At 48.8% G+C, this 22533-nt stretch carries 12 protein-coding genes; 8 read left to right on the top strand and 4 right to left on the bottom strand.

Annotated elements, in window-relative coordinates; genetic code table 11:
• The first annotated feature begins 104 nt into the window (after window positions 1-104).
• Window positions 105-4844 (top strand): translocation/assembly module TamB domain-containing protein, encoded by a 4740-nt coding sequence (locus OI18_RS14410; RefSeq protein WP_152616830.1) that lies wholly within the window; start codon window positions 105-107, stop codon window positions 4842-4844.
• A 12-nt stretch (window positions 4845-4856) separates the two neighbouring features.
• On the opposite strand, the gene OI18_RS14405 is transcribed toward OI18_RS14410, so the two are convergent.
• The gene (locus OI18_RS14405; protein WP_039140837.1) at window positions 4857-6062 is read right to left on the bottom strand and encodes a bifunctional 3,4-dihydroxy-2-butanone-4-phosphate synthase/GTP cyclohydrolase II; all 1206 of its coding nucleotides are present in this window, start codon (window positions 6060-6062) and stop codon (window positions 4857-4859) included.
• 197 nt (window positions 6063-6259) lie between these two features.
• Between OI18_RS14405 and OI18_RS14400 the strand changes: the two genes are divergently transcribed.
• Window positions 6260-9586, top strand: coding sequence for a TonB-dependent receptor (locus tag OI18_RS14400; RefSeq protein ID WP_052273241.1), 3327 nt, complete (start codon window positions 6260-6262; stop codon window positions 9584-9586).
• Between the two features lie 213 nt (window positions 9587-9799).
• Here the strand turns inward: OI18_RS14400 and OI18_RS14395 are convergent, their stop codons facing one another.
• Window positions 9800-10624 (bottom strand): alpha/beta hydrolase, encoded by an 825-nt coding sequence (locus OI18_RS14395; RefSeq protein ID WP_052273240.1) that lies wholly within the window; start codon window positions 10622-10624, stop codon window positions 9800-9802.
• A gap of 103 nt (window positions 10625-10727) precedes the next feature.
• Here OI18_RS14395 and OI18_RS14390 point away from each other — a divergent pair, with 103 nt between their 5' ends.
• The 6 genes from OI18_RS14390 to OI18_RS14365 all read left to right on the top strand — a co-directional run bounded on the left by OI18_RS14390 (window position 10728) and on the right by OI18_RS14365 (window position 16996).
• Window positions 10728-11681 (top strand): ATP-grasp domain-containing protein, encoded by a 954-nt coding sequence (locus tag OI18_RS14390; protein WP_039140834.1) that lies wholly within the window; start codon window positions 10728-10730, stop codon window positions 11679-11681.
• Between the two features lie 23 nt (window positions 11682-11704).
• Window positions 11705-12817: a carboxylate-amine ligase gene (locus OI18_RS14385; protein WP_039140832.1), complete on the top strand. Its 1113-nt coding sequence runs from the start codon at window positions 11705-11707 to the stop codon at window positions 12815-12817.
• A 16-nt stretch (window positions 12818-12833) separates the two neighbouring features.
• Window positions 12834-14465, top strand: coding sequence for an amidohydrolase (locus OI18_RS14380; protein WP_039140830.1), 1632 nt, complete (start codon window positions 12834-12836; stop codon window positions 14463-14465).
• Window positions 14466-14559: 94 nt separating this feature from the next.
• Window positions 14560-15396: a type 1 glutamine amidotransferase gene (locus OI18_RS14375; RefSeq protein WP_039140828.1), complete on the top strand. Its 837-nt coding sequence runs from the start codon at window positions 14560-14562 to the stop codon at window positions 15394-15396.
• A 66-nt stretch (window positions 15397-15462) separates the two neighbouring features.
• The gene (locus OI18_RS14370) at window positions 15463-16656 is read left to right on the top strand and encodes a hypothetical protein (RefSeq protein WP_039140826.1); all 1194 of its coding nucleotides are present in this window, start codon (window positions 15463-15465) and stop codon (window positions 16654-16656) included.
• 13 nt (window positions 16657-16669) lie between these two features.
• A complete protein-coding gene (locus tag OI18_RS14365) occupies window positions 16670-16996 on the top strand; it encodes a cupin domain-containing protein (protein WP_052273239.1) in 327 nt (108 codons plus the stop codon).
• A 15-nt stretch (window positions 16997-17011) separates the two neighbouring features.
• Here OI18_RS14365 and OI18_RS14360 read toward each other — a convergent pair whose 3' ends face one another.
• Both OI18_RS14360 and OI18_RS14355 read right to left on the bottom strand, forming a co-directional pair.
• On the bottom strand, window positions 17012-18154 hold the full coding sequence (locus tag OI18_RS14360; RefSeq protein ID WP_039140824.1) for an efflux RND transporter periplasmic adaptor subunit: 1143 nt from the start codon (window positions 18152-18154) through the stop codon (window positions 17012-17014).
• Window positions 18154-22527, bottom strand: coding sequence for a CusA/CzcA family heavy metal efflux RND transporter (locus tag OI18_RS14355; protein ID WP_039140822.1), 4374 nt, complete (start codon window positions 22525-22527; stop codon window positions 18154-18156). The genes OI18_RS14360 and OI18_RS14355 overlap by 1 nt, the downstream gene beginning before the upstream one ends.
• Window positions 22528-22533: the final 6 nt, after the last annotated feature.

Genomic DNA, 22533 nt, shown 5'->3' with positions numbered 1-22533 from the left:
AGGGCCCGCAAAGTAGCGAATATTTATTTTTACCAGTCAATTCCCGCATCCTGAAACGCGTTCGAAATATAATTGGTTACATATTACTCTCGCTGCTCCTGTTGGTGGTGTTGGTTTACTTCTCCCTGCAAACATCTTTTGTACAGAATTTTCTCGCCCGGCATGCGGCATCACGGTTATCTAAAGCGCTGAATACGGAAGTGCGGGTTTCGCATATTGACTTCGACTTTTTCGATAAGCTTGAACTGAAAGGTACCCTGGTGCGCGATCGCAATAAAGACACCCTCCTGTATGCGGGCGTTCTGAGGGTGAATATCACCGACTGGTTCTTCGTAAAAGACAAGATCGAACTCAAGTATATCGGGCTGGAGGGAACAAATATTTTCCTTCACCGGAAGGATTCCGTCTGGAACTACCAGTTCCTGGTAGATTATTTTTCCGGACCGCCTTCTGCAAAAAAGGCCAACCCGATCGAGCTTACGCTGAAAACAGTCGACCTGAAGAATATCCGCGTTTTGCAACAGGATGAGTGGCGGGGCGAGAACCTGGGACTTTCGCTGAGTTCCATGCACCTGGAAACGGATAAGTTCGACCTGCACGGAAAAGCGATCAGCATCAAAGAGCTGGCGTTTGTAGAACCGGTCTTCTCCATTTATAATTATGATGGGTTACGGCCACCACGAAAAAGAATCCAGAACGACAGCATTCCGCCCAATGACCCGGAGCACCTGCGCTGGAACCCGGGAAAGTGGTCGCTGACCATCAACTCGCTTACCATCAAAAACGGGGCAATGCGGCATGACCTCGAAAACGACCGCAAACCCTATTATTATTTTGATGGCGCCCATTTCCTCTGGGGGAAGATCAACAGCAAATTCACCGACGTTAAACTGGTGAACGATACTTTCAGCGGGGCGATCAACCTTTCCACCCTCGAGAGAAGCGGGTTTGAAGTGAAGCAGCTGAAGGCTAATGTCCGCTTCCACCCTGAAGCAATGGAATTTGCGAAGCTCGATATCCGGACCAATAAAAGCAGGCTGCGGAATTTTTTCGCCATGCGGTACGACAGCTTCGACGATATGAGCCAGTTCATCGAGAAAGTGCGGATGGAAGGCGCCTTTGAAGATGCATTGATCCACAGTGATGACATCGCCTATTTCGCTCCCCAACTGGCGAAATGGGATAAGCGCATATCGATATCCGGTAAAATAAAAGGATCAGTTAATAACCTCAGCGGTAAAAAGCTGGTGGCCAAGGCCGGGCAGAACACTTACCTGGTTGGTGACTTTGACCTGACTGGCCTGCCGGATCTTGACCGGACATTTCTTGACTTTACGGCAAACGACTTCCGTACGACCTATGAGGATGTAAAAAAGCTTATCCCCGAACTGGCAGGCATAACCGAACCGAAGCTGGATGAACTGCAATACCTGCGTTTCCAGGGAAACTTCACCGGTTTCCTGAAAGACTTTGTTACGTACGGCACGATCGAAACCGCATTGGGAACCATCCGGACCGACGTGAACATGAAGCTGCCGGATAAGGGTCCACAGGTGTATAAAGGAACCATTCGAACCGAAGACTTTGACATCGGGAAGTTCCTGAATGATCGCAACATGGGGAAGCTTGCCTTCGAAGGCGACATCAGGGGCAAGGGCTTCTCGCTTCATAACCTTGATGCCACACTCAAGGGCAACCTGGGTTTCCTGGAATACAGGGGTTACACCTATAAGGATATTTCGGTCGACGGGCAGGTGGCGCAAAAACTCTTTAACGGGAATATCGCCATCAACGATGAACACCTTGAAGCAACGATGAAAGGTCTCGTCGACCTTTCGGGCAAGGTTCCGGTTTTTGACTTCACTGCCCTCATCAATAATGCCAACCTCAGGAACCTGAACTTCACTAAGGATGAGTTGGACATCAACGGCAGTTTCAACATGAACTTCAGCGGGAACACGATCGATAATTTTATCGGCACGGCCCGGGTATCAGATGCTTCCGTGTTTAAGAATGGCCAGCGTATTTCGTTTGACTCTTTATATGTTGAGTCATCGTTACAGAGCAACGGCAATAAGACGATCACCGTAAAAAGCAATGAATTCGAAGGTATACTTGCAGGAGAATTCAACATAAGTTCTTTACCCGATGCCTTCCAGACCTTTCTCAACAGGTATTATCCCAGTTATATTGCAGCGTCGAAGAAAAAGGTGGACAACAATTTCAGCTTCTTTATTACGACGAGGAAAGTAGATGATTACCTCGACCTGCTTGACAAGCGACTGAAAGGATTTAATTATTCCACCATCAACGGGCGGCTGAATACCAGGGATAACATCTTCGATGTAGATGCGGATATTCCGCAGTTTGGCTACAACAAGCTTGGCTTCTACGATGTAAAACTGCAGGGACGGGGAAATTATGATTCGTTGTCAGTCTCCACAGCTATCGGCGATATATTTGTTAACGACAGCCTGCATTTCCCGGGCACCCAGTTGTCTGTCCGCTCTGCAAATGATATTTCACAGGTGAATCTGAAGACCAGCGCCAGCCAGACATTGAACCGCGCAGATGTTTCCGGTGAAGTGCAGACCCTGAAGAACGGGATCCGCGTCATGTTTCATCCTTCGAGCTTTGACATCAACGAGAAACAATGGGTCATAGACAAGGGTAGTGAGATCATTCTCAGTCGTGAGCTTGTGACTACCGACGGCGTCCGTATTTACAGCGGCGACCAGGAGATCCTTGTAACATCCGCCCCCTCTTCCATCGGCAAAGGCAATGACATTAAAATAGAATTGCAGAAAATAAACCTCGGTGACTTCACTCCTTTCTTTGTGAAGAGCAACAGGATCGAAGGACTCTTCACCGGTACTGTTGAAGTGATTGAACCTTTCGGTAACCTGCAGGTGGATGCAACGGCAAAAGCTGAACATTTCCGGCTCGACAACGATTCGATCGGGATACTCGACCTTGTTACTACTTATTCGAAGAAGTCGGGCAAAGTGACGTTCAAAGCCACTTCCGCCAATGAGAACTATACGTTTGATCTCGCAGGACTGGTAAATACGAAGGATAGTCTCGCAGATGAGATAGACATCAATACTACGTTCGACAAGACAAACATTTCCATGCTCCAGAAGTACCTGGCAGGTATTTTCAGTAAAGTGGACGGCAAGGCAACAGGAAAACTGCAGATCAAGGGAAAGGCCAATAACCTCAAATACATTGGTGATGTAAGTCTCGCGGATGCAGGCCTGCTGGTCGATTATACCAAAGTATATTACAAGCTTAAGAATGCCCGGGTTCTGTTCAGCGATGGCCTGATCGATTTCGGAAAGATCCAGCTCGAAGATACACTTGGCAACAAGGGCGAACTCGTGGAAGGGAAGTTATATCACAATAACTTCAAGGACATGGCATTTGATTTCCGCGTGCGAACCAATAAAATGCTGTTGCTGAATACGAAGGGTGTCGATAACAAAATTTTCTACGGAACAGTGATCGGCAAAGCGAACCTGAACCTTACCGGTCCCATGTATGATATGAATATGGATATCAGCGGTGAGCCGACTGACAGCAGCAAGTTCTATATCGTTACCGGCTCGGGAAGGGAAAGCGCGGAAGCTGACTTTATCGTGTGGAAGAAATACGGGAAAGAAATGGAAGCATACCGGCCCTATGGCAAGGAAAGTAACCTGACTGTTTCACTGGATATCAATGCCAATAATAAAGCGACAGCGTATGTAATCCTGGATGAAGTTTCAGGAGATATCATTTCTGCGCAGGGAAGTGGCAACCTTAAAGTGCGGGTCGGCACCAACGAGGCACTTAGTATGAATGGCCGCTATGAAATAGAAAGGGGCTTTTATAATTTCAATTTCCAGGCGTGGAAGAAGACCTTCAAACTGATGCCCGAGCGGGGTAATTATATTACCTGGTCAGGCGACCCTTATGAAGCGCAACTGAAGATCGACGCCTTGTATGAAGCAGAGAATGTGAAGTTCAGCGACCTGTTGAGCAGCGGTGGCTTCAGTGTTACCAGCGAGGATGTAAAACATTACCGCGGAAAAGTAAATGTGATCGCGACCATCTCTGAGCGACTAACCCAGCCGAGGATCAAATTCCAGATCGAGCTTCCTGAAAACAGTTCGCTCAAAAACAATTCGGAAGCGCAGGCCTTGATCCAGATCATCCATCGTGACGAAAATGAATTGAACAAACAGGTGTCCTACCTGATCCTGTTCAACAGCTTTGGACCGCTTACGGCTGCCGGAAGTACGTCAAACAACAGTTCATCATTTGCAAGCACGGCATTCGAAAGCCTGGTTTCGAGCAGCATTTCCGGTTTCCTGTCGAGCGTGCTCACCAATGAGTTTTCCAAGCTCCTTCAGAATGTATTCAATGATAAGAGCCTGAAGGTAAACCTCAGTGCTTCACTTTACAGTGGCACAAACATTACAGGAGAATCCAACTCCCAGATCACACTCCCCGACCGTACCAATATCAACCTGAGTGTAGGGAAAAGCTTTTTAAATGAGCGACTCACTTTCGTGGTGGGAAGCGCCATCGATTTCGGGATAGGTTCGCAGCAGGCGTCTACATTCCAGTTCCTCCCCGATGTTACAGCCGAATACAAGCTGACACCCGACGGCAAATTCCGGATCACGTTCTTCTATAAGAATAACTGGAGCTACATCGCGCAGAACGCCCTGCAGCGTTCGGGTGTAAGTATCTCCTACCGAAAGGAATTCGACCGGATCAATGAGTTGTTCCGCCGCAAGAAGAAGAAAGAGTTAGGTGTTCCCCCTACGGTGGACTCAAGCGATGAGGCGAGCCACTAAAAATGGAAACATTTATTCTCCGTCGAGGATCCGGTGTCCCAGTTTGTCGCGCTTTGTCTTCAGGTATTTTTCGTTGTGGGGGTTTGGTTTGACCTTGATGGGAACGCACTCGACGATCTCAAGACCGTAGCCAATAAGGCCAGCCCGTTTTTTCGGGTTGTTACTGATGAGTTTCAGCTTGGTGATATTGAGGTGTCGCAGGATCTGGGCGCCCACGCCATAGTCGCGCTTGTCCATCGGGAAGCCCAGGTGCAGGTTAGCCTCAACAGTATCCATCCCTTCTTCCTGCAGCTTATAAGCCTGCAGCTTGTTCATCAGGCCGATACCGCGTCCTTCCTGGTTCATGTAAAGGACCGCACCCTTGCCGGCCGCTTCAACCATCTGGAGGGCTTTATGCAATTGCTCGCCACAGTCGCAGCGGAGGGAACCGAGGATATCGCCGGTAAAGCAGGAAGAATGCACCCGTACGAGAACGGGTTCATCTTTTTCCCACTCGCCTTTTATCAATGCAATATGTTCATTCTGGGTATGTTTCTCGCGGAACGCGACCATCTTGAAATGGCCGTATTTTGTAGGCATATCAACCCGCACTTCTTCATCGATCAGGGTATCGCGCTTCAGGCGGTATTCGATCAGGTCTTTGATGGAGATCAGCTTCATGCCGAACTTTTTCGCCAGCTGCTCGAGCTCGGGAAGCCTGGCCATGGTGCCGTCTTCGTTCATAATTTCCACCAGTGCACCGGCAGGTTCGAGGCCGGCGAGGCGTGCCAGGTCTATTGTGGCTTCTGTGTGCCCTGCCCTGCGGAGTACACCACCTTTCTTGGCTTTCAGGGGAAAAATATGTCCGGGCCGGCCAAGGTCGGACGGCTTGGTTGATGGGTTGATCAGTGCCTGGATCGTTTTTGCGCGGTCATGGGCGGAAATTCCGGTTGTGCAACCATGACCCAGCAGGTCAACGGAAACGGTAAAAGCAGTCTCATGAAGGGCGGTATTGCTGTTAACCATCATTTCCAGCTGAAGTTCTTCGCACCTGTCCTCCACCAGCGGAACACAGATCAGTCCACGCCCCTCCTTGCTCATGAAATTGATTACCTCGGGCGTCACGTGGCGGGCGGCAACGATAAAATCCCCCTCATTTTCCCTGTCCTCATCATCCACCACGATGACCATCTTTCCGTTCCTGATGTCTTCTATAGCACTTTCGATACTATCCAGCATAGTGATTATTTAACCACAAAACTAACGAATATTAGGGACGGGAATACCCAGTTGTTCTCCGGGGGCCGGGCAGCCCTGCTGGCATGACAATTTGTTAATATTGTCTTAATCCCATTAGACTTTTATTTATTTTATTTGCAGCTAAATAACACACATATATGCTTATGAAGCGAATTGCCGGACTAATATGCCTGCTAATGGCATTTTCGATCGTCACATTGGCTCAGGTAACTACCAGCAGCATGACGGGAACCGTTAAATCGGCAACCGGCGAAGCCCTGGTAGGCGCTACAGTAACAGCCGTACATACCCCGACGGGAACTGAATACAAAACTGTTACCCGCACATCGGGGCAATATTCGATTCACAACATGAACCCGGGCGGTCCCTACACAATTACGTTTACACATGTGGGTTTTGATAATGTAACCCGTACGGATATCCATTTGAACCTGGGAGAATCATCCAGCCAGGATGCACAGATGCGCGACAAGCAGAGCACGCTTACCGAAGTTGTGGTTGCCGGCCGGCGGAATACGAGCGCTTCGGGCAAAGGAGGAACAGAAACAGCGATAGGCCGTGACAAGATCGCCAACCTTCCGTCTGTGGGCAGAAATCTTTCAGATTACCTGCGGTTTACTCCGCAGGTAAAGGTGACGTCCACCGGTGGTTTATCCATCGCGGGACAGAACAACAGGTACAACTCATTCATGATCGACGGGGCAGTAAACAACGACGTATTTGGTTTGAGTGACCAGGGTACCAATGGTGGCCGTGCCGGAGCACCACCTATCAGCATTGATGCGATCGACCAGATCGCCGTTCAACTATCACCTTATGATGTTTCCCTCGGTAACTTCACCGGCGGTGGTATCAACGCCATTACCCGCCAGGGAACAAATACCCTTACCGGGTCGGTATATTACATTTTCAGGAATGAGCAGCTGACAGGCAAGAGCCCCCTTGCGACCGTGAACCCTGCGACAGGAAAATCCGAACGCACACGCCTGCCCGACTTTTCGAACAAGACTTACGGCTTCAGGGTCGGCGGTCCCATCATCAAGAATAAGCTGTTCTTTTTTGCCAACCTCGAAAAGCAGGATGATAACCGTCCACAGCCCTTCGATACATCATTCTATGTTGGCCGTTACCTGAGGAATGACAGTGTGAATGTTTTGGTCAATCACCTGAAGTCGGCATATAATTATGATCCGGGCGAATACATCAACAACCCCGACCAGATCGAGGCAACGAGGCTGGCATCAAGGATCGACTGGAACATCAATCCATCCAACCAGCTGATCGCAAGCTATCGATATACGAAACTGGAGAGGACCAACCCCGACAGGAGTGCGAATACGAATATCTACTTCTTTAATAACGCGGAATATTATCCATCCATAACACATTCGGGATCTGCGGAACTGAATACAAAGATCAACAATTCCGTTTCCAACAAACTGCGTGCGACGGTAACAACGGTAAAGGATGACCGCGCGATTGTCGGAAATCCTTTCCCCGAGATCCAGATCAGGGATGGAAGTGGGAACCTGAATTTCGGCAGTGACATTTCGTCAACCGCCAACCTGCTGAAACAGGACATCATCAACATCTTCGACGCGTTGAAAGTGATCAAGGGCAAACACACCCTGACGGCAGGTTTTGACCTGGACTTCAACAAAACATATAACCTGTTCATCAACAGGAATTACGGCTTCTACCAGTATGCCAATATGGGAGAATTTATCCGTGAAGGCGCTCCCATCCGTTACCGGAGAGGATACTCGCTGGTTGACGGAAACAAGATCGGTGACAATTCGGAAGGTGCCGCTGCGGAATTTAAAACCAACAGGCTCGGATTCTTCGTGGGTGATGATATCAAGTTCGATAACAATTTCACACTGACAATTGGACTGCGTGCAGACCGTACCGCGTTCCAGGACGACCCCGTTACGGATGCATTCTTCCGGGATACAGCTGCTGCAATCATCGGGCAGTACTACGACCTGAAAGGTGCTGAGACAGGAAAGATGTTCAAGCCGAAGTTTATGTTTTCACCCAGGATCGGGTTTAAGTATAATATCCCGGAAGAGAATATTACTATACGTGGTGGTATCGGCCTGTTTTCAGGAAGGATCCCGCTGGTATGGCCTGGAGGCGGCTTCCAGAATACAGGTGTAACAGCCGGGGCAATCGATCGCCAGAACAACAACGGTATTACCTTCCCCGATGGCACGAAAGTTCCATTCCGCAGCGATGTGAACAACCAGTATACTGCATCAGATTTCGGTGTAACTACAGTTATTCCGCAGGGAGAGCTGAACCTGGTTGCAAAGGACTTCAAACTGCCACAGGTATTACGTTATTCACTCGCGATGGATAAGCGCTTCGGCAATGGCTGGACTTTCACCGCAGAAGCGCTGTTCACACACAACATCCATGAAGTTGACTGGACCAACCTTGTCTTCGATCCGAATACAAGGGTTACCACCACTGGTCCTGATGAACGCACGGTATACGATCCGAAGATCCCGTTTGTTGATCGCAAGATCGCTCTGCGGCCATACCTGCCGGCAGGCAACGAGGGACGTAACCCCTATACTTCTATAATCCTTGTTTCTAATAACGAAGACAAAAAAGGATTCGCCTACAACTTCAGCTTTACTATCGACAAAGCATTCAGGAATGGCTGGGCTGCCAATGCGAATTATGTGTACGGCTCTTCACTCGTGAAGAATGAGGCAACCAGTTCCATTAACTCTTCCAACTGGAACAACATGGAAGCAGTGGATGGACGGAACTATATTGGTCGCACCCGTTCCGACTTCGACCTGGGACACCGCATCACTGCATATGTTTCCAGGAAGATCAGTTACCTGAACAAGAAGATGGCAACCACTATTACGCTTGATTATGTGGGACAGTCAGGAAGCCCGGTAAGTTATACCATGACCGGAAACATCGGGCAGGATGGTGTTGACTTCAACGACCTCATGTATATTCCTACAGAGACAGATTTACAGTCAATGGTATTCCTTTACCAGAATACAGTTCCCGGATTCCCGTCATCTACAACTGACCCGCAGGTAATTGCTTCCAACATTGCAAAACAGAAAGAGTTGTTCAATGCATTTATTGAAGATGATAAATACCTGAGTAAAATGAGGGGCCAGCATGCAGAGCGCAATGGTGCAAGGCTGCCTTTCACCAATGTGATCAACCTTGGTATTAAACAGGATTTCAACCTTACGCTCTCTAATAAAGTGTACAGCTTCCAGATCGGCTATGATGTGTTCAACCTTACAAATATGCTGGACAAGGATTGGGGACGCCAGTACTTTGCAAACTTTGACCAGGTGCAGATCCTGCAGTTTGCAGGCTACCAAAGCGGAACAACAACTCCGACATACAGGTTCATTCCGCAGACCAATGCGCTGGGACAACCATACCAGATCAGCGATGGTACTACGTTGTATAATAATACGCGCTGGAGCAGCCAAATAAGTTTGCGGTTTAACTTCTAAATAGAAGTTGCTGTGAATACGTGAACAGGTCAATAGGTGAATAAATCACTTATTGACCTGTTTGCTTAGGAGAATACCACTAAAAGGGCATTGCCTGTGAAGATGAGCAAATTATCTTAGCAATGGTTCCTGGTCTTTTAAGGTGGTAATTGTTTTGTCATAAAACTCAGGATCAGGAACCTCTCTTTTTGTTCTTCCTCATTACAGGTTCTTTTATCGTGTAATCATAGTCCATTCCAGGAACGCAGGCATCGCCCTTGCCCAGGTTGCAATATCATGTTTGCCGTCGGAGAGTTCGAGATATTTCATGTCGTGATGCTGGTCATAACCTTTGGCAGTTAATTCTTTCATCAGGTCGAGCGTATCGTCGATCGAATCAATGATGCCGTTGTTGTTGCGGTCATGGGTTTCATCCATGGTACCGGTGGAGAAAAAGAATTTCAGCCATGAGGCATAGTTTCCTTTCCTGATGAGCTGGTGCATGATCCGGTGCTGGTCGTCGCTGTATGCCGGATCGTCCTGGTCGATCGTGCGCCACCATAGGGATCCGGAAAACACACCTACTGCAGAAAATTCATGCGGGTGAGCCCAGACGATGTCGAGTGCACTGAGGCCGCCGAGGGAAAAACCTGCGAAGATCTTTTCACTGAATTGTTCGTAGCCAAGCTGGCGGCGGACAAATGGAAGCAGTTCTTCAAAAATAAATAAAGTGTATGCCATGGCTTTGCTGCCCTGGCCGAGGTAGTCAAGTACTCCTGCCGTTCCGTATTCCTGTTTTCTTTCCGGGCCGGCATGAATGGCAACGGTTATAATTTTTTTTGTGAGTCGCTGGATGTTATCTTCTAAAATATCCGTGAGTCCTAATGATTCCATTTGCTGTCCATCGTTGATGAGCAGCAGTGCAGGAAGTTCATATGAACTGAGTTGCTTAGGCGTCCATGTTGAAATGGTTACCTGCCTCTCGAGGTGATCCGATTTTATCTCAAATTGCTGGGTGGTCAGGGTCGAAGTTTTCTCGGGGCAAATCTGTTCCGTCATGTCTGTACTGAGAGTAATTGTTCTGAACGCTCAAAATACATGTTTTTCACTAAATAATAGTATATTGAAAACAGTTAGTAATCACTAAACTGTTGAATGAGATATGAAAAAGATCGGCATCCTATTTGGGCAGGAACGGAGTTTTCCAATGGCTTTCATCGAACAGATCAATAGCAGGAATATAGAAGGAATTGTGGCAGAACCGGTACGCATAGAAAAGGTAATGCAGGGAGAGCCAACAGAATACGCAGTAATAGTTGATCGTATATCCCAGGATGTTCCATTTTACCGCGCTTACCTGAAAAACGCGGCTTTGTGTGGATCGGCTGTGATCAACAACCCCTTCTGGTGGAGTGCCGACGAAAAATTCTTCAACAATTGTCTTGCAACAAAAATCGGGGTTCCGGTACCGAAGACCGTGATACTTCCATCGCGGGACCTACCATCCGATACAACTGACCAGTCATTCAGCAATCTTGCCTACCCGCTCGACTGGGAAGGGATTTTTAAATATGTTGGATTCCCCGCATATATGAAACCATTCGCCGGGGGTGGCTGGAAAAATGTTTACCGGCTAACCAGCATGGAAGATTTCTTTGAAAAACATGCTGAAACCGGCCAGCTCGTAATGCTTCTGCAGGAAGAAATAATTTTTGACGAATACTACCGGTGTTATTGCATAGGCGGGAAGGAAGTGCGCATTATGCCTTATGAGCCGCGTAACCCGCATCACCTCCGTTATCAGGCCGGTTTTTCGCCGTCTCCAGAGCGGCTGAAACAAATGGAAGAAATCGTACTTCAGCTTAATCATTTCCTTGGCTATGATTTCAACACCGTTGAACTGGCCGTACGGGATGGTATTCCATATGCGATCGACTTTTGCAACCCTGCTCCTGATGCTGAAATAAAAAGCGTGGGAGAAGATAACTTCGCCTGGGTTGTTGAAACCGCTGCGAATTATGCGATCGAAAGAGCGATGGCACATCAACCAGGGAAAGACAATCTTACCTGGGGTAAATATGTTCAACGCAGTTCTGCAAAAACAAACCTTGTATAAATCCTAACCGTTACTGACGAATCATGAGTGCCATCAATTACCAACAATTCACCCTGGGAATCGAAGAAGAGTATATGGTGATTGATCCGCAAAGCCGGGAGCTGAAGAGCCATGAGCAGCGCATTGTGCTGGAGGGCCAGAAGCTCATCAAGGATAAGGTGAAAGCGGAAATGCACCAGGCCGTAGTGGAAGTAGGTACGGATATCTGTAAAGACATTGACGAAGCATTGCATGATGTGGCTACCCTGCGCAAAACTATTTCACAGGTGGCCACTGAACTTGGATTTGCAATGGGTGCAGCAGGAACCCACCCCTTCAGTCACTGGGAAAGCCAGCTGATCACAGACCACGTACGTTACAGTGAAATCGTTAACGAGCTACAGGAAGCAGCACGCAGTAACCTCATTTTCGGGTTGCATGTGCATGTTGGAATGGAAAGCCGGGAAATGGCCAACCATATTGCAAACAGCACGCGCTACTTTCTTCCCCATATTTATGCATTGAGCACCAATTCGCCCTTCTGGGAAGGACGACAGACGGGCTATAAATCATTCCGCACAAAAGTCTTCGACAAATTCCCACGGACAGGTATACCCGAATATTTCGCTACCATTGAGGATTACGATAATTATATTAAGATGCTCGTGAAAACGAACTGCATCGACAATGCGAAAAAGATCTGGTGGGACCTGCGTGTGCATCCTTTCTTTAATACGGTTGAGTTCAGGATCTGTGATGTTCCGCTGACCACACATGAAACAATCATCATTGCGGCGCTGTTCCAGGCTATTTGTGCCAAGATCTATAAGCTTCGCACGAACAACATGAATTATATCCAGTACTCACGTGCACTGATCAACGAGAACAAATGGCGCGCAAGCCGGTATGGCATTGACGGCAGGCTGATCGATTTCGGGAAAGAGGAAGAAGTGAATACCCGCGTACTGATCTATGAACTGCTCGATTTTGTTGATGATGTGGTTGACCAGCTCGGCAGCAGGCATATTTTATCACTCGTTCCCAACCTGCTTGAAACAGGCACTGGTGCAGACAGGCAGCTGAGGGTTTATAATGAAACCAACAGCATGGTGGCTGTGGTCGACTATATCAAAGACCAGTTCCTCTACGGTATCTGATTTATATTTGCCCCTTATGCGTATATCATTTTTGATGCTGGCCATGTCAGCAATCCTGCTCTCCTGTTCGGGAAAAAAACCTGCCGACCTGGTAGTACACAATGCCCACATTTACACGGTTGATGAAAATTTCTCAACCGCCGAAGCACTTGCCGTTAAAGACGGCCGGATCCTCGCTTCCGGAACCAATAAGGAAATACTTGATGGTTACGAGGGTGCTGAAGTTATTGATGCCGGGGGAAAATTTTTGTATCCCGGGTTTATCGATGCCCATTGCCACTTTTATGCATACGGGCTCGGTCTCCAAACAGTGAACCTGGTAGGCACAGACAGCTGGTCTGCCATACTCGACAGCCTGAAATCCTTTGCTGTTCGTTATCCCGAAGGATGGCTGGTAGGTCGCGGGTGGGACCAGAACGACTGGCAGGCAAAAGAATTTCCAACCAATGATGAGCTGAATAAACTGTTTCCTGATCGCCCTGTGATCCTGTCGAGGATTGATGGACATGCAGCAATTGCAAACAACAAAGCGCTGGCTTTGGCAGGTGTGAAAGCCGGGGATAAAATGACCGGGGGCGAAGTGGAAGTGAAGAATGGTGTAGCTACCGGATTGCTGATCGATAATGCCGTAGACAGGGTAGCTGCGGTTATACCAGCGCCGGGAGCAGACCAGGTCAGGTCCGCGTTGTTGAGTGCGGAAGCGAATTGCTTCGCAGTGGGACTTACAACTGTCGACGACTGCGGTCTTGATTACACCAATGTAGAATTTATTGACAGCCTGCAGAAGAAGGGTGACCTGCAAATGCGCGTATATGCGATGTTAAGCGACGCAAAAAGAAACTACGATTACATTCTGCCGAAAGGACCGATCAAAACGGAAAGGCTGACTGTACGTGGATTTAAAGTTTATGCAGACGGCGCACTTGGGTCGAGGGGAGCCTGCCTGCTTAAGCCATATAGTGACAAGCCGGGTCATTATGGTTTCCTGCTGAGCGACAGGGAACACTTTGATTCTGTTGCCGCCCTGCTTGCGCCGACGGATTTCCAGATGTGCACACATGCAATCGGCGACAGCGGTAACAGGACGGTCCTGAATATATATGCGAAATATCTGAAAGGAAAGAACGACAAGCGCTGGCGGATCGAACATGCGCAGGTGGTTGACCCGGCGGATTTCAGTTTGTTCGGCAATTTCAATATTGTTCCTTCTGTACAGCCCACACATGCAACATCAGACATGTATTGGGCAGGTGAACGCCTTGGTAAGGAAAGGGAAAAAACAGCGTATGCTTATAACGACCTGCTGAAGCAGAATAATTGGATTGCCCTTGGTACTGATTTCCCTGTTGAAGACATCTCTCCCTTTAAAACATTCTATGCTGCAGTAGTACGAAAAGACAGCAAAGGTTATCCCGCAGAAGGCTACCAGGTCGAAAATTCCCTGAGCCGTGAAAACACCCTAAAAGGCATGACCATCTGGGCCGCCCAAAGCAACTTCGAAGAAAAAGAAAAAGGTAGCATCGAGAAGGGCAAACTGGCCGACTTCATCCTGCTCGACCAGGATCTTATGAAGGTCGCCCCCGATAGCATCCTGTCCACCCGCGTACTCCGCACCGTTCTCGGCGGCAAATCCGTTTTCGTTCGCTGACGCTGCCTCTCCCGTCGGGTCTCTCCCGTCGGGTCTCTCCCGTCGGGTGCCACCCGTCGGGTGAAAAAAGGTGAAAAAGCGTATTTTTGGTGCTATGCAAGCGAAGGGAAATAAGGTTAGGGTGGCGATCCTGGACCTCTATGAGGGGCAGGAGAACCAGGGCATGCGTTGTATCAGGGAAATTTTGAATTCATTTGGGGATGAGCACCAGATCGACCTGGAATGGGATGAATTTGAAGTACGCCTGGGCAAAAAGGTGCCGGACCTGAGTTATGATCTTTACATTTCGAGCGGCGGGCCGGGCTCACCACTGGAAAGTGAAGGTAGCGAATGGGAAACTGTTTATTTCAGCTGGTTGAACAGCGTCGAAAACCATAACAGGCAGCATTCTAACACCAGGAAAAAATATGTCTTCTTCATCTGTCATTCTTTCCAACTAGCCTGCCGGCATTACAAGGTTGGGACAGTAGCCCCGCGAAAGTCAACAGCATTTGGCGTCTTCCCCGTGCACATGCTTCCGGGAGCGCAAAAAGAAACCGTGTTTGACAGCCTGATGGATCCTTTCTACGCGGTGGACAGCCGTGATTTCCAGGTGATCCAACCCGATCATGCGCTTATCCGCCGTATGGGCGCAAAGATCCTTGCGATTGAAAAGGAACGTCCGCATGTACCCCTCGAGCGCGCCATGATGGCCATCCGCTTTAATGAATACATGATAGGCACGCAATTCCATCCTGAGGCTGATGCGACTGGCATGTCGATGTACCTGCAGCGCGAAGACAAGAAAAAGACTGTTATTGCCAATCATGGACTTGCCAAATGGAAAAGCATGATCGAACATCTCAACGACCCGGACAAGATCCTGAAGACATACGGAAGTGTGTTACCAAATTTCCTGAGAGAAGGAATCGAAAAAGTACAAAGTCAATAACAGAAGAGCCCCCAACGGGGCTTTTTTAATTTTGAATTTTTACATTTGATTTTACAACTATAAACTATGGTTCCGGCAATAAGGGAGGCATTCAACAAAGCATTTACCGTTCAGCGTTACGAATCATTCCTGGCAGACTTACACAATCACCATCCCGGGGCAATAGAATTCAGGGTGGCAGAGACACCGGTTTTCATTGACAAAGCTTTCGCGGCCAAACTCACTGATGCATGCGAAAGCATTATAGATGTGATCCTAAAACCGGACTTCAAACAGCTGACAGAAAAAAGTATTCCCGATCATGAAAGGGTGCCCGGCGAAAACAGCCATCCCCACATGATCGCTTTTGACTTTGGAATTTGCCGGAACGCACAAAACGAATTGGAGCCACAACTGATCGAAATGCAAGGCTTCCCTACCCTGTTTGCTTTCCAGGTATATTATCCTGATATCCTGCGCGACCATTTCCAGATCCCCGGGAACTACTCACAATTCCTGGGCGGCTACGATCGTGAAACATATCTTGCAGAACTTGAAGACCTTTTACTTGGACCATATTCACCTGAGGAAGTAGTATTGCTCGAGATCAAACCACATGAACAGAAGACACGGATCGATTTCTACTGCACCCGGGAATACACAGGAATACAACCCATATGTATAACCGAACTAATCCGCGAAGGCGACCAGTTGTTTTACCTGAACAATGGGCACAAGACAAGGATCAGGCGCATATACAACAGGGTCATCTTCGATGACCTCAGGAGCCAGAAGGACAACCTGGGTGAATTTGTTGACATAACCCAGCCACTTGATGTGGAATGGTTGCCGCATCCAAACTGGTTCTACCGCATCAGCAAATTCACGCTTCCATTTATACATCACCCGTACGTACCGGAGACCAGGTTCCTGAATGAAATAAAGGAAATGCCACAGGACCTGGAAAACTATGTCCTCAAGCCCCTGTTTTCCTTCGCAGGGCAGGGCGTGGTGATCGATCTTACCAAAAATGACCTGGAAGAAATAAAAGATCCGGAAAACTGGATCCTGCAGAAAAAAGTACAATACGCGGAGGTAATTCCTACACCTGATGAACCTGCCAAAGCGGAGATCAGGATGATGTATATTTGGAAAGATGGCTGGGCAAGACCGAAGCCAGCCATCAACCTAGCGCGGCTCAGCAAAGGTAAAATGATTGGAGTTCGCTACAACAAGGATAAAGAATGGGTCGGTGGAAGTGTTTGTTTTTTTGAACAATAAAATATGATCTGCTATGATGCATCTCAATGATATTCCGGCTAAGGAAGTGGTACCCGGATTGTTCGGCAAATTTGTGCATGGTGAACAGACAACACTTGGGATCTGGGAAATAAAAAAAGGCAGCAAATTGCCTGAACATGAGCACGAAAATGAACAGATCACTTTCATCGTGGAAGGTGAACTTGAAATGACGATCGGTGGCATTACAACCGTATTCAAAGCCGGCAACCTGCAGGTCATTCCCCCGCACGTTCTGCATAGCGCAACAGCACTAACCGACGTCAAAGTGATCGACACCTGGACGCCGGTTCGTGAGGCTTACCGTTTCGGACTGGAATAAACGGAATAAGCGATACTATTCTTCCTCTGCTGTATTCTTCATCTTGCCAAGCACGGCGTGGGCATTACGCAACACCAGCTGGCTTTCTTTCAGCGTTTGGTCGGCACTTGTGATCCCGAGTTGATCTACAGAAACCGTGTCGACTTTTACTTCCACCATCCTGAACCTGTTAGGACCTTCTTTGGCAAAAACATATTGACGACCTCCAAACCTGACAATGGCCTCATCCGGCACAACCAGGGCCTGGCGTTTGTCGAGCAGGATCCGCGCATTCAGGAACATGCCCGGCATAAGATTTTTCGGCATCGTTTCAAAATGACAATGCACGATGCCGCTCCTGCTTTCGTCAACATTACGGGTGAATACAATCACTTCACCATTGTAAGTGCGCTCCGGATCATCTACAAATTGCATGATCACTTTCTGTCCAATCCTGACCTTACTGATATCCTTTTCAAATACCGTGAGCGCCCCGTGCATATCGTCGGGATTGATCAGTTCAAAAAGAACATCAGTCGGGTTGACATACTTGCCAATATTTACATTCACCCGCGACACGTATCCATTTATCGGCGAACGAAGGGCAACAGAGCGCGACAGATTTGATTCATCAAGCCTTGCAGGATCAATTCCAACCAGCTGTAACTTTTCCGAGAACCCTTTCAGCAATACCTGCTGTGACCGGTAGTCAGTTGCAGCCTGTTCAAAAACTTTTCCTGCATTCACCTGCTGTTCATTCAGGAGTTTCTGACGTTCATATTCCTGGCGAAGGTATTCGAGCTTCGATTTTGTGACCAGGTAATCCTGTTGAAGCTGAACCAGCGCCTGGTCTTCTATCATCCCGATCACTTCTCCCCTGCTGACATGCATACCTGGCAACAGCTTTGTTGATTTCAGGTAGCCACCAAGCGGAAAGCTTACGGAAACAATATTCTGCGGCGGCACGTCGATCATTCCATTCACCCGCAATTCAGAACTTACCACAGTATCATTCGCCTGGCCCACCACAATGCCTGCATTCTTTAACTGCTCTTCACTCAGTTCAACAATTTCTTCCGGTTGTTTATTTTCTGCCGGTGCCTCCTCATTTGCGGGAGATGCACATCCTGCCATTACCAGCAGCAATAAAAGGTTCAATATTTTATTTTGGATTTTCATTAGTTTCCATTGATATATTCCAATTCAATAATTGTCTGGTTAAGGGCACGTACTGCCTCAAGATATCCCAAACGGATAGATAAAGACTGGTTCATCAGCTGAGTCCATTGCAGGTAGTTGATCTCCCCGTTTGTAAAGGAAAGTCCCGCCTGGCGCTGAAGCATTTCGGCATGTGCATTACCGTTACCAATATAGTAGTCGGCCTGTTGCCTGAGTTTCCGGTATTCTTCCATAAGTTCTCTTTTCCGGAAGTGGATGGAACGCTCAGCAGCCTTAACGGAAATGGAAGCAGCTTCCGCTTCAACAGTTGCAGCTTTCACCCGGCTGCGGGTCGCCTTCATAAAAAGCGGAAGTGACATCGTGAGGTTGACCAGGTGAAAGCGATCGCCACTGCCATAGTATTTCTGGTTGACTCCATCGGGTGACTGGTAACCAACTATCGACTGGTTGCCATACCCCACGCTAAGGTCGGGCGTTAATTTCGCCTTCTCTGCAGCAGCTGTGGCTTCGGCAATTTCAACCTGCTGTTGTTGATACTGAACCAGCGGGTGACTTCCGGCTTCATCCAGAGCCGGCAATTCCATTTCAATGCGCCCGTATTGCGGCAGAAGGTATTCGTCGGTATTAAGGATCCTCGCCAGTTGTTCCTGCATCACCAGCCGGTCTGCTTTCAGCTCCTGGATCTGCAGTTCCAATAGTCCGGCCTGCGCTTCAGCTGAGGTCTTCTCCAGCGGTGCAGCTTCCCCCGTTTTAACCCTGAGTTCAGATACGGTAAGGAAACGGGTGAAAACAGAATCAAGCTGAACCAACAACTTTTCTTTCTCATCGAGTTCTGCAAGCGAATAAAACAGGCGCCTGGTTTCCCTGCGAAGGTCAGCTGCCTGCAGGTTCACATTGGCATCCTGGCCGGCGCGCTCCTTTTCATATAACTGCCGCTGACGGCGGTAAACTACAGGCAGGGAAAAACCCTGGCTGACAAACAACCTGCTGTCGTTGGCGGCACTGTTGATATTTCCATACTCAACTCCAAGTTGGGTCTTCGGCAGTTCTACAGTTCCTTTGCTCAAAACGGACCAGTAATCCGATTTTTTCCGGCCAGCCTGCAATGAGAGATTTTCCCGCTGCAGGATCTGTAACATAGAGTCGAGCGGAACCCGCCTCGCAGTTTTCGTTTGTGCAAAACTGTTATTACTTCCCAGGATCGGAAGAAGAATTGCCAGCATAACCGTTCCCATGACGTTACTTGTGCGGCGCTTCATTTGACGTTGTTCAACCCAGCGAAATACAATGGGCAATACAACCAGTGTAAGCATGGTTGCCGTGATGAGTCCGCCAATCACGACAGTCGCAAGCGGACGCTGTACTTCTGCACCCGGACCGTGGCTCAGTGCCATTGGCAGGAAGCCGAGCGAAGCAACGGCAGCGGTCATCAGCACAGGCCGCAGCCTTATGGTAGTTCCTTCCATGATCAATTGATTTATATCTGTGATGCCCTGCTGTTTTAACCGGTTAAATTCGGCAATGAGGACGATCCCATTTAATACCGCTACACCAAAGAGCGCAATAAATCCAATGCCTGCCGAGATGCTGAACGGCATTCCACGAAGAGTAAGCGCCAACACTCCGCCGATAGCAGAGAGCGGGATAGCCGAAAAGATGAGTAGTGCATAACGCATAGACCCGAATGAAAAATACAGTAGGAGAAAGATCAGCAACAAGGCAACAGGCACTGCAATCGCAAGCCGCTGTTTGGCCTCCTGCAGATTTTCAAACTGTCCGCCGTAGTGAACCGAGTAACCGGCATTCAATTTCAGTTGCTTTCTCGCACGGCCCTGCAGCTCTTCCACAACGGATTCCACGTCGCGGCCGCGAACGTTGAAACCCACAACAATCCGCCGGCGGGCATTTTCCCTTTGGATCTGGCTGAATCCATCCTTTACCTGCACGTCCGCCACCTGGTACAGGGGGATCTGGGAACCCATTGGAGTGGGAACCAGCAACTGGTTGATATCGTTCAGGTCTGTCCGTCCCTCCGGGCTCAGCCGAACGACCAGGTCAAACCGCCGTTCATTCTCATACACGAGACCGGCACTCTCACCAGCAAATGCGGCCCTGATCAAACGGTTTACTTCGTTTACGGATAACCGGTAACGTGACATTGCCTCGCGGTTATACTTCACCACGACCTGTGGCAATCCGCTAATGCTTTCGATATAAATATCCCGCGCACCACTTACCTGCCGGATGATCTCTCCCATCCGGTTTCCATAGCGCACCAGAGAATCCAGGTTCTCACCATAAATTTTGCAGACTACATCCTGCCTTGCCCCCGAGATCAGTTCATTGAACCGCATCTGTACCGGGAATTGAAAACCGGCCGTAACGCCCGGGATCTCTGCGAGCGCCGCACTCATTTTGTTGGCCAGTTCATCATAGGTCCGGGCCGAAGTCCACTCCTTTTTGTCCTTCAGCAAAATGATCATATCCCCTACCTCGATGGGCATCGGATCAGTTGGAATCTCACCCGCTCCTATCCGTGTTACGATCTTTTCAATTTCAGGAAATCGTTTCTTAAGGATCTCTGCACCCTTCCGGGAAACATTTACAGAAGCGGAAAGTGCACTGCCGGGTAGTACGCGGGTGTCGACTGCAAAGTCCCCTTCCTCGAGTTCCGGAATGAATTCACCACCCAGCCTGTTCATGAGGAAGATCGTGATTACAAACAGAACCAAAGCGCCTGCCACCACTGTTTTAGGAAAGGCCAGCGACTTTAGAAGCAAGGGACGGTACCAACTGGTCACCTTATCCATTAACCTGTCTGACAATACTTTTTTATGTCTTAGCTTCTTGCTCAGCACCAGTGAAGTCACCATGGGCACATAAGTAACAGAAAGCAGGAATGCGCCAACCAGTGCGAAGGCAACGGTCTGTGCCATGGGACGGAACATTTTTCCTTCTATGCCCACCAGTGACAGGATCGGCAGGTAAACTACGAGGATGATGATCTGGCCAAATATGGCGGCATTCATCATTTTGCCGGAAGCTTTTGCTACCTCATCATCCATCTGGTCGCCGGAAATCTGCTGGATACCTGCGAATGTCTTTGAATGATATAACCGGAACAACACTGCTTCCACAATAATCACGGCGCCGTCGACAATGAGGCCGAAATCAAGCGCACCCAGGCTCATCAGGTTGCCGGAAATGCCGAACAGGTCCATCATGATCACCGCAAACAACATTGATAAGGGAATCACTGAGGCTACGATCAGTCCTGCACGCAGGTTACCGAGAAACAGCACCAGCACCAGCACCACGATCAATGCGCCTTCCACCAGGTTCTTCTTTACTGTACTAATGGCATTGCCGACCATTTTGGTGCGGTCATAAAACGGTTCCACCTCAATGCCCGGGGGAAGGGTTTCCCGGATCGCCTCCATTTTTCGTTTTACTTCCGCAACCACCTGCGACGCATTGGCTCCTTTCAGCATCAGCACCACAGCCCCGGCAACTTCACCCTCATCTTCGTAAACCATTGCACCGTACCTGACGGCATGGCCTATGCGAACATCGGCAACGTCGCGCAGGTAAACCGGAACCCCTTCTGCGGTATGTTTGACAAAAATGGAACGGATATCATCGAGCGATGTGGCAAGTCCCTCGGTGCGGATAAATAATGCAGTCGCATTTTTTTCGATATATGCACCGCCGGAATTCTGGTTGTTCTGTTCCAGCGCCTGGAATACTTCAGCAACCGAAGTACCCATGCTCTTCAGCCTGTCGGGCATTACAGCCACTTCGTATTGCTTCAGGTGTCCCCCGAAACTGCTGATATCTGCAACTCCCGGTGTACCGAGCAATTGTCGCCTGATGATCCAATCCTGGATCGTCCGGAGGTCGGTGAGGCTATATTGCTGTTCATAACCTTTGGCCGGTTTAACCACATATTGATAGATCTCACCCAAACCTGTGGTTGAAGGGGCCAGTTCCGGTGTACCGGAGCCTTCGGGAATCTGTTCCTTGACCGTGATCAGTCGTTCGGACACCTGTTGCCTGGCCCAGTAAACATCCGTTTCGTCGCTGAACACAATGGTTACAACCGAAAGCCCGAACCGGGAAATTGATCGCAGCTCCGCCATCCCAGGAATATTGGCTGCAGCCTGTTCAATAGGAAATGTGATAAGACGTTCCACTTCCGGCGCGGCAAGCGTCGGGGAAACGGTGATCACCTGCACCTGGTTGCTGGTGATATCTGGAAGGGCATCTACCGGAAGACGGGTCAATGAGTAGGTGCCCGAGGCAATAAGCCCAATTATAAACAGGCTTACGACCAGCTTGTTCCGGATGGAAAAGCGGATTATTCTATTTAGCATATTTAG

This window comes from Flavihumibacter solisilvae (genome assembly GCF_000814475.1).
GTDB lineage: Bacteria > Bacteroidota > Bacteroidia > Chitinophagales > Chitinophagaceae > Flavihumibacter > Flavihumibacter solisilvae.
This window is presented reverse-complemented; position numbering and strand designations above follow the sequence as displayed.

What these genes read in the sequence shown, in the direction of transcription:
- OI18_RS14365 (WP_052273239.1), top strand. Translation starts at nt 16,670, where the DNA reads ATGATGCATCTCAATGATATTCCGGCTAAGGAAGTGGTACCCGGATTG.
- OI18_RS14400 (WP_052273241.1), top strand. Translation starts at nt 6,260, where the DNA reads ATGGCATTTTCGATCGTCACATTGGCTCAGGTAACTACCAGCAGCATG.
- OI18_RS14380 (WP_039140830.1), top strand. Translation starts at nt 12,834, where the DNA reads ATGCGTATATCATTTTTGATGCTGGCCATGTCAGCAATCCTGCTCTCC.
- OI18_RS14395 (WP_052273240.1), bottom strand. Translation starts at nt 10,624, where the DNA reads ATGACGGAACAGATTTGCCCCGAGAAAACTTCGACCCTGACCACCCAG.
- OI18_RS14385 (WP_039140832.1), top strand. Translation starts at nt 11,705, where the DNA reads ATGAGTGCCATCAATTACCAACAATTCACCCTGGGAATCGAAGAAGAG.
- OI18_RS14370 (WP_039140826.1), top strand. Translation starts at nt 15,463, where the DNA reads ATGGTTCCGGCAATAAGGGAGGCATTCAACAAAGCATTTACCGTTCAG.
- OI18_RS14405 (WP_039140837.1), bottom strand. Translation starts at nt 6,062, where the DNA reads ATGCTGGATAGTATCGAAAGTGCTATAGAAGACATCAGGAACGGAAAG.
- OI18_RS14360 (WP_039140824.1), bottom strand. Translation starts at nt 18,154, where the DNA reads ATGAAAATCCAAAATAAAATATTGAACCTTTTATTGCTGCTGGTAATG.
- OI18_RS14390 (WP_039140834.1), top strand. Translation starts at nt 10,728, where the DNA reads ATGAAAAAGATCGGCATCCTATTTGGGCAGGAACGGAGTTTTCCAATG.
- OI18_RS14375 (WP_039140828.1), top strand. Translation starts at nt 14,560, where the DNA reads ATGCAAGCGAAGGGAAATAAGGTTAGGGTGGCGATCCTGGACCTCTAT.
- OI18_RS14355 (WP_039140822.1), bottom strand. Translation starts at nt 22,527, where the DNA reads ATGCTAAATAGAATAATCCGCTTTTCCATCCGGAACAAGCTGGTCGTA.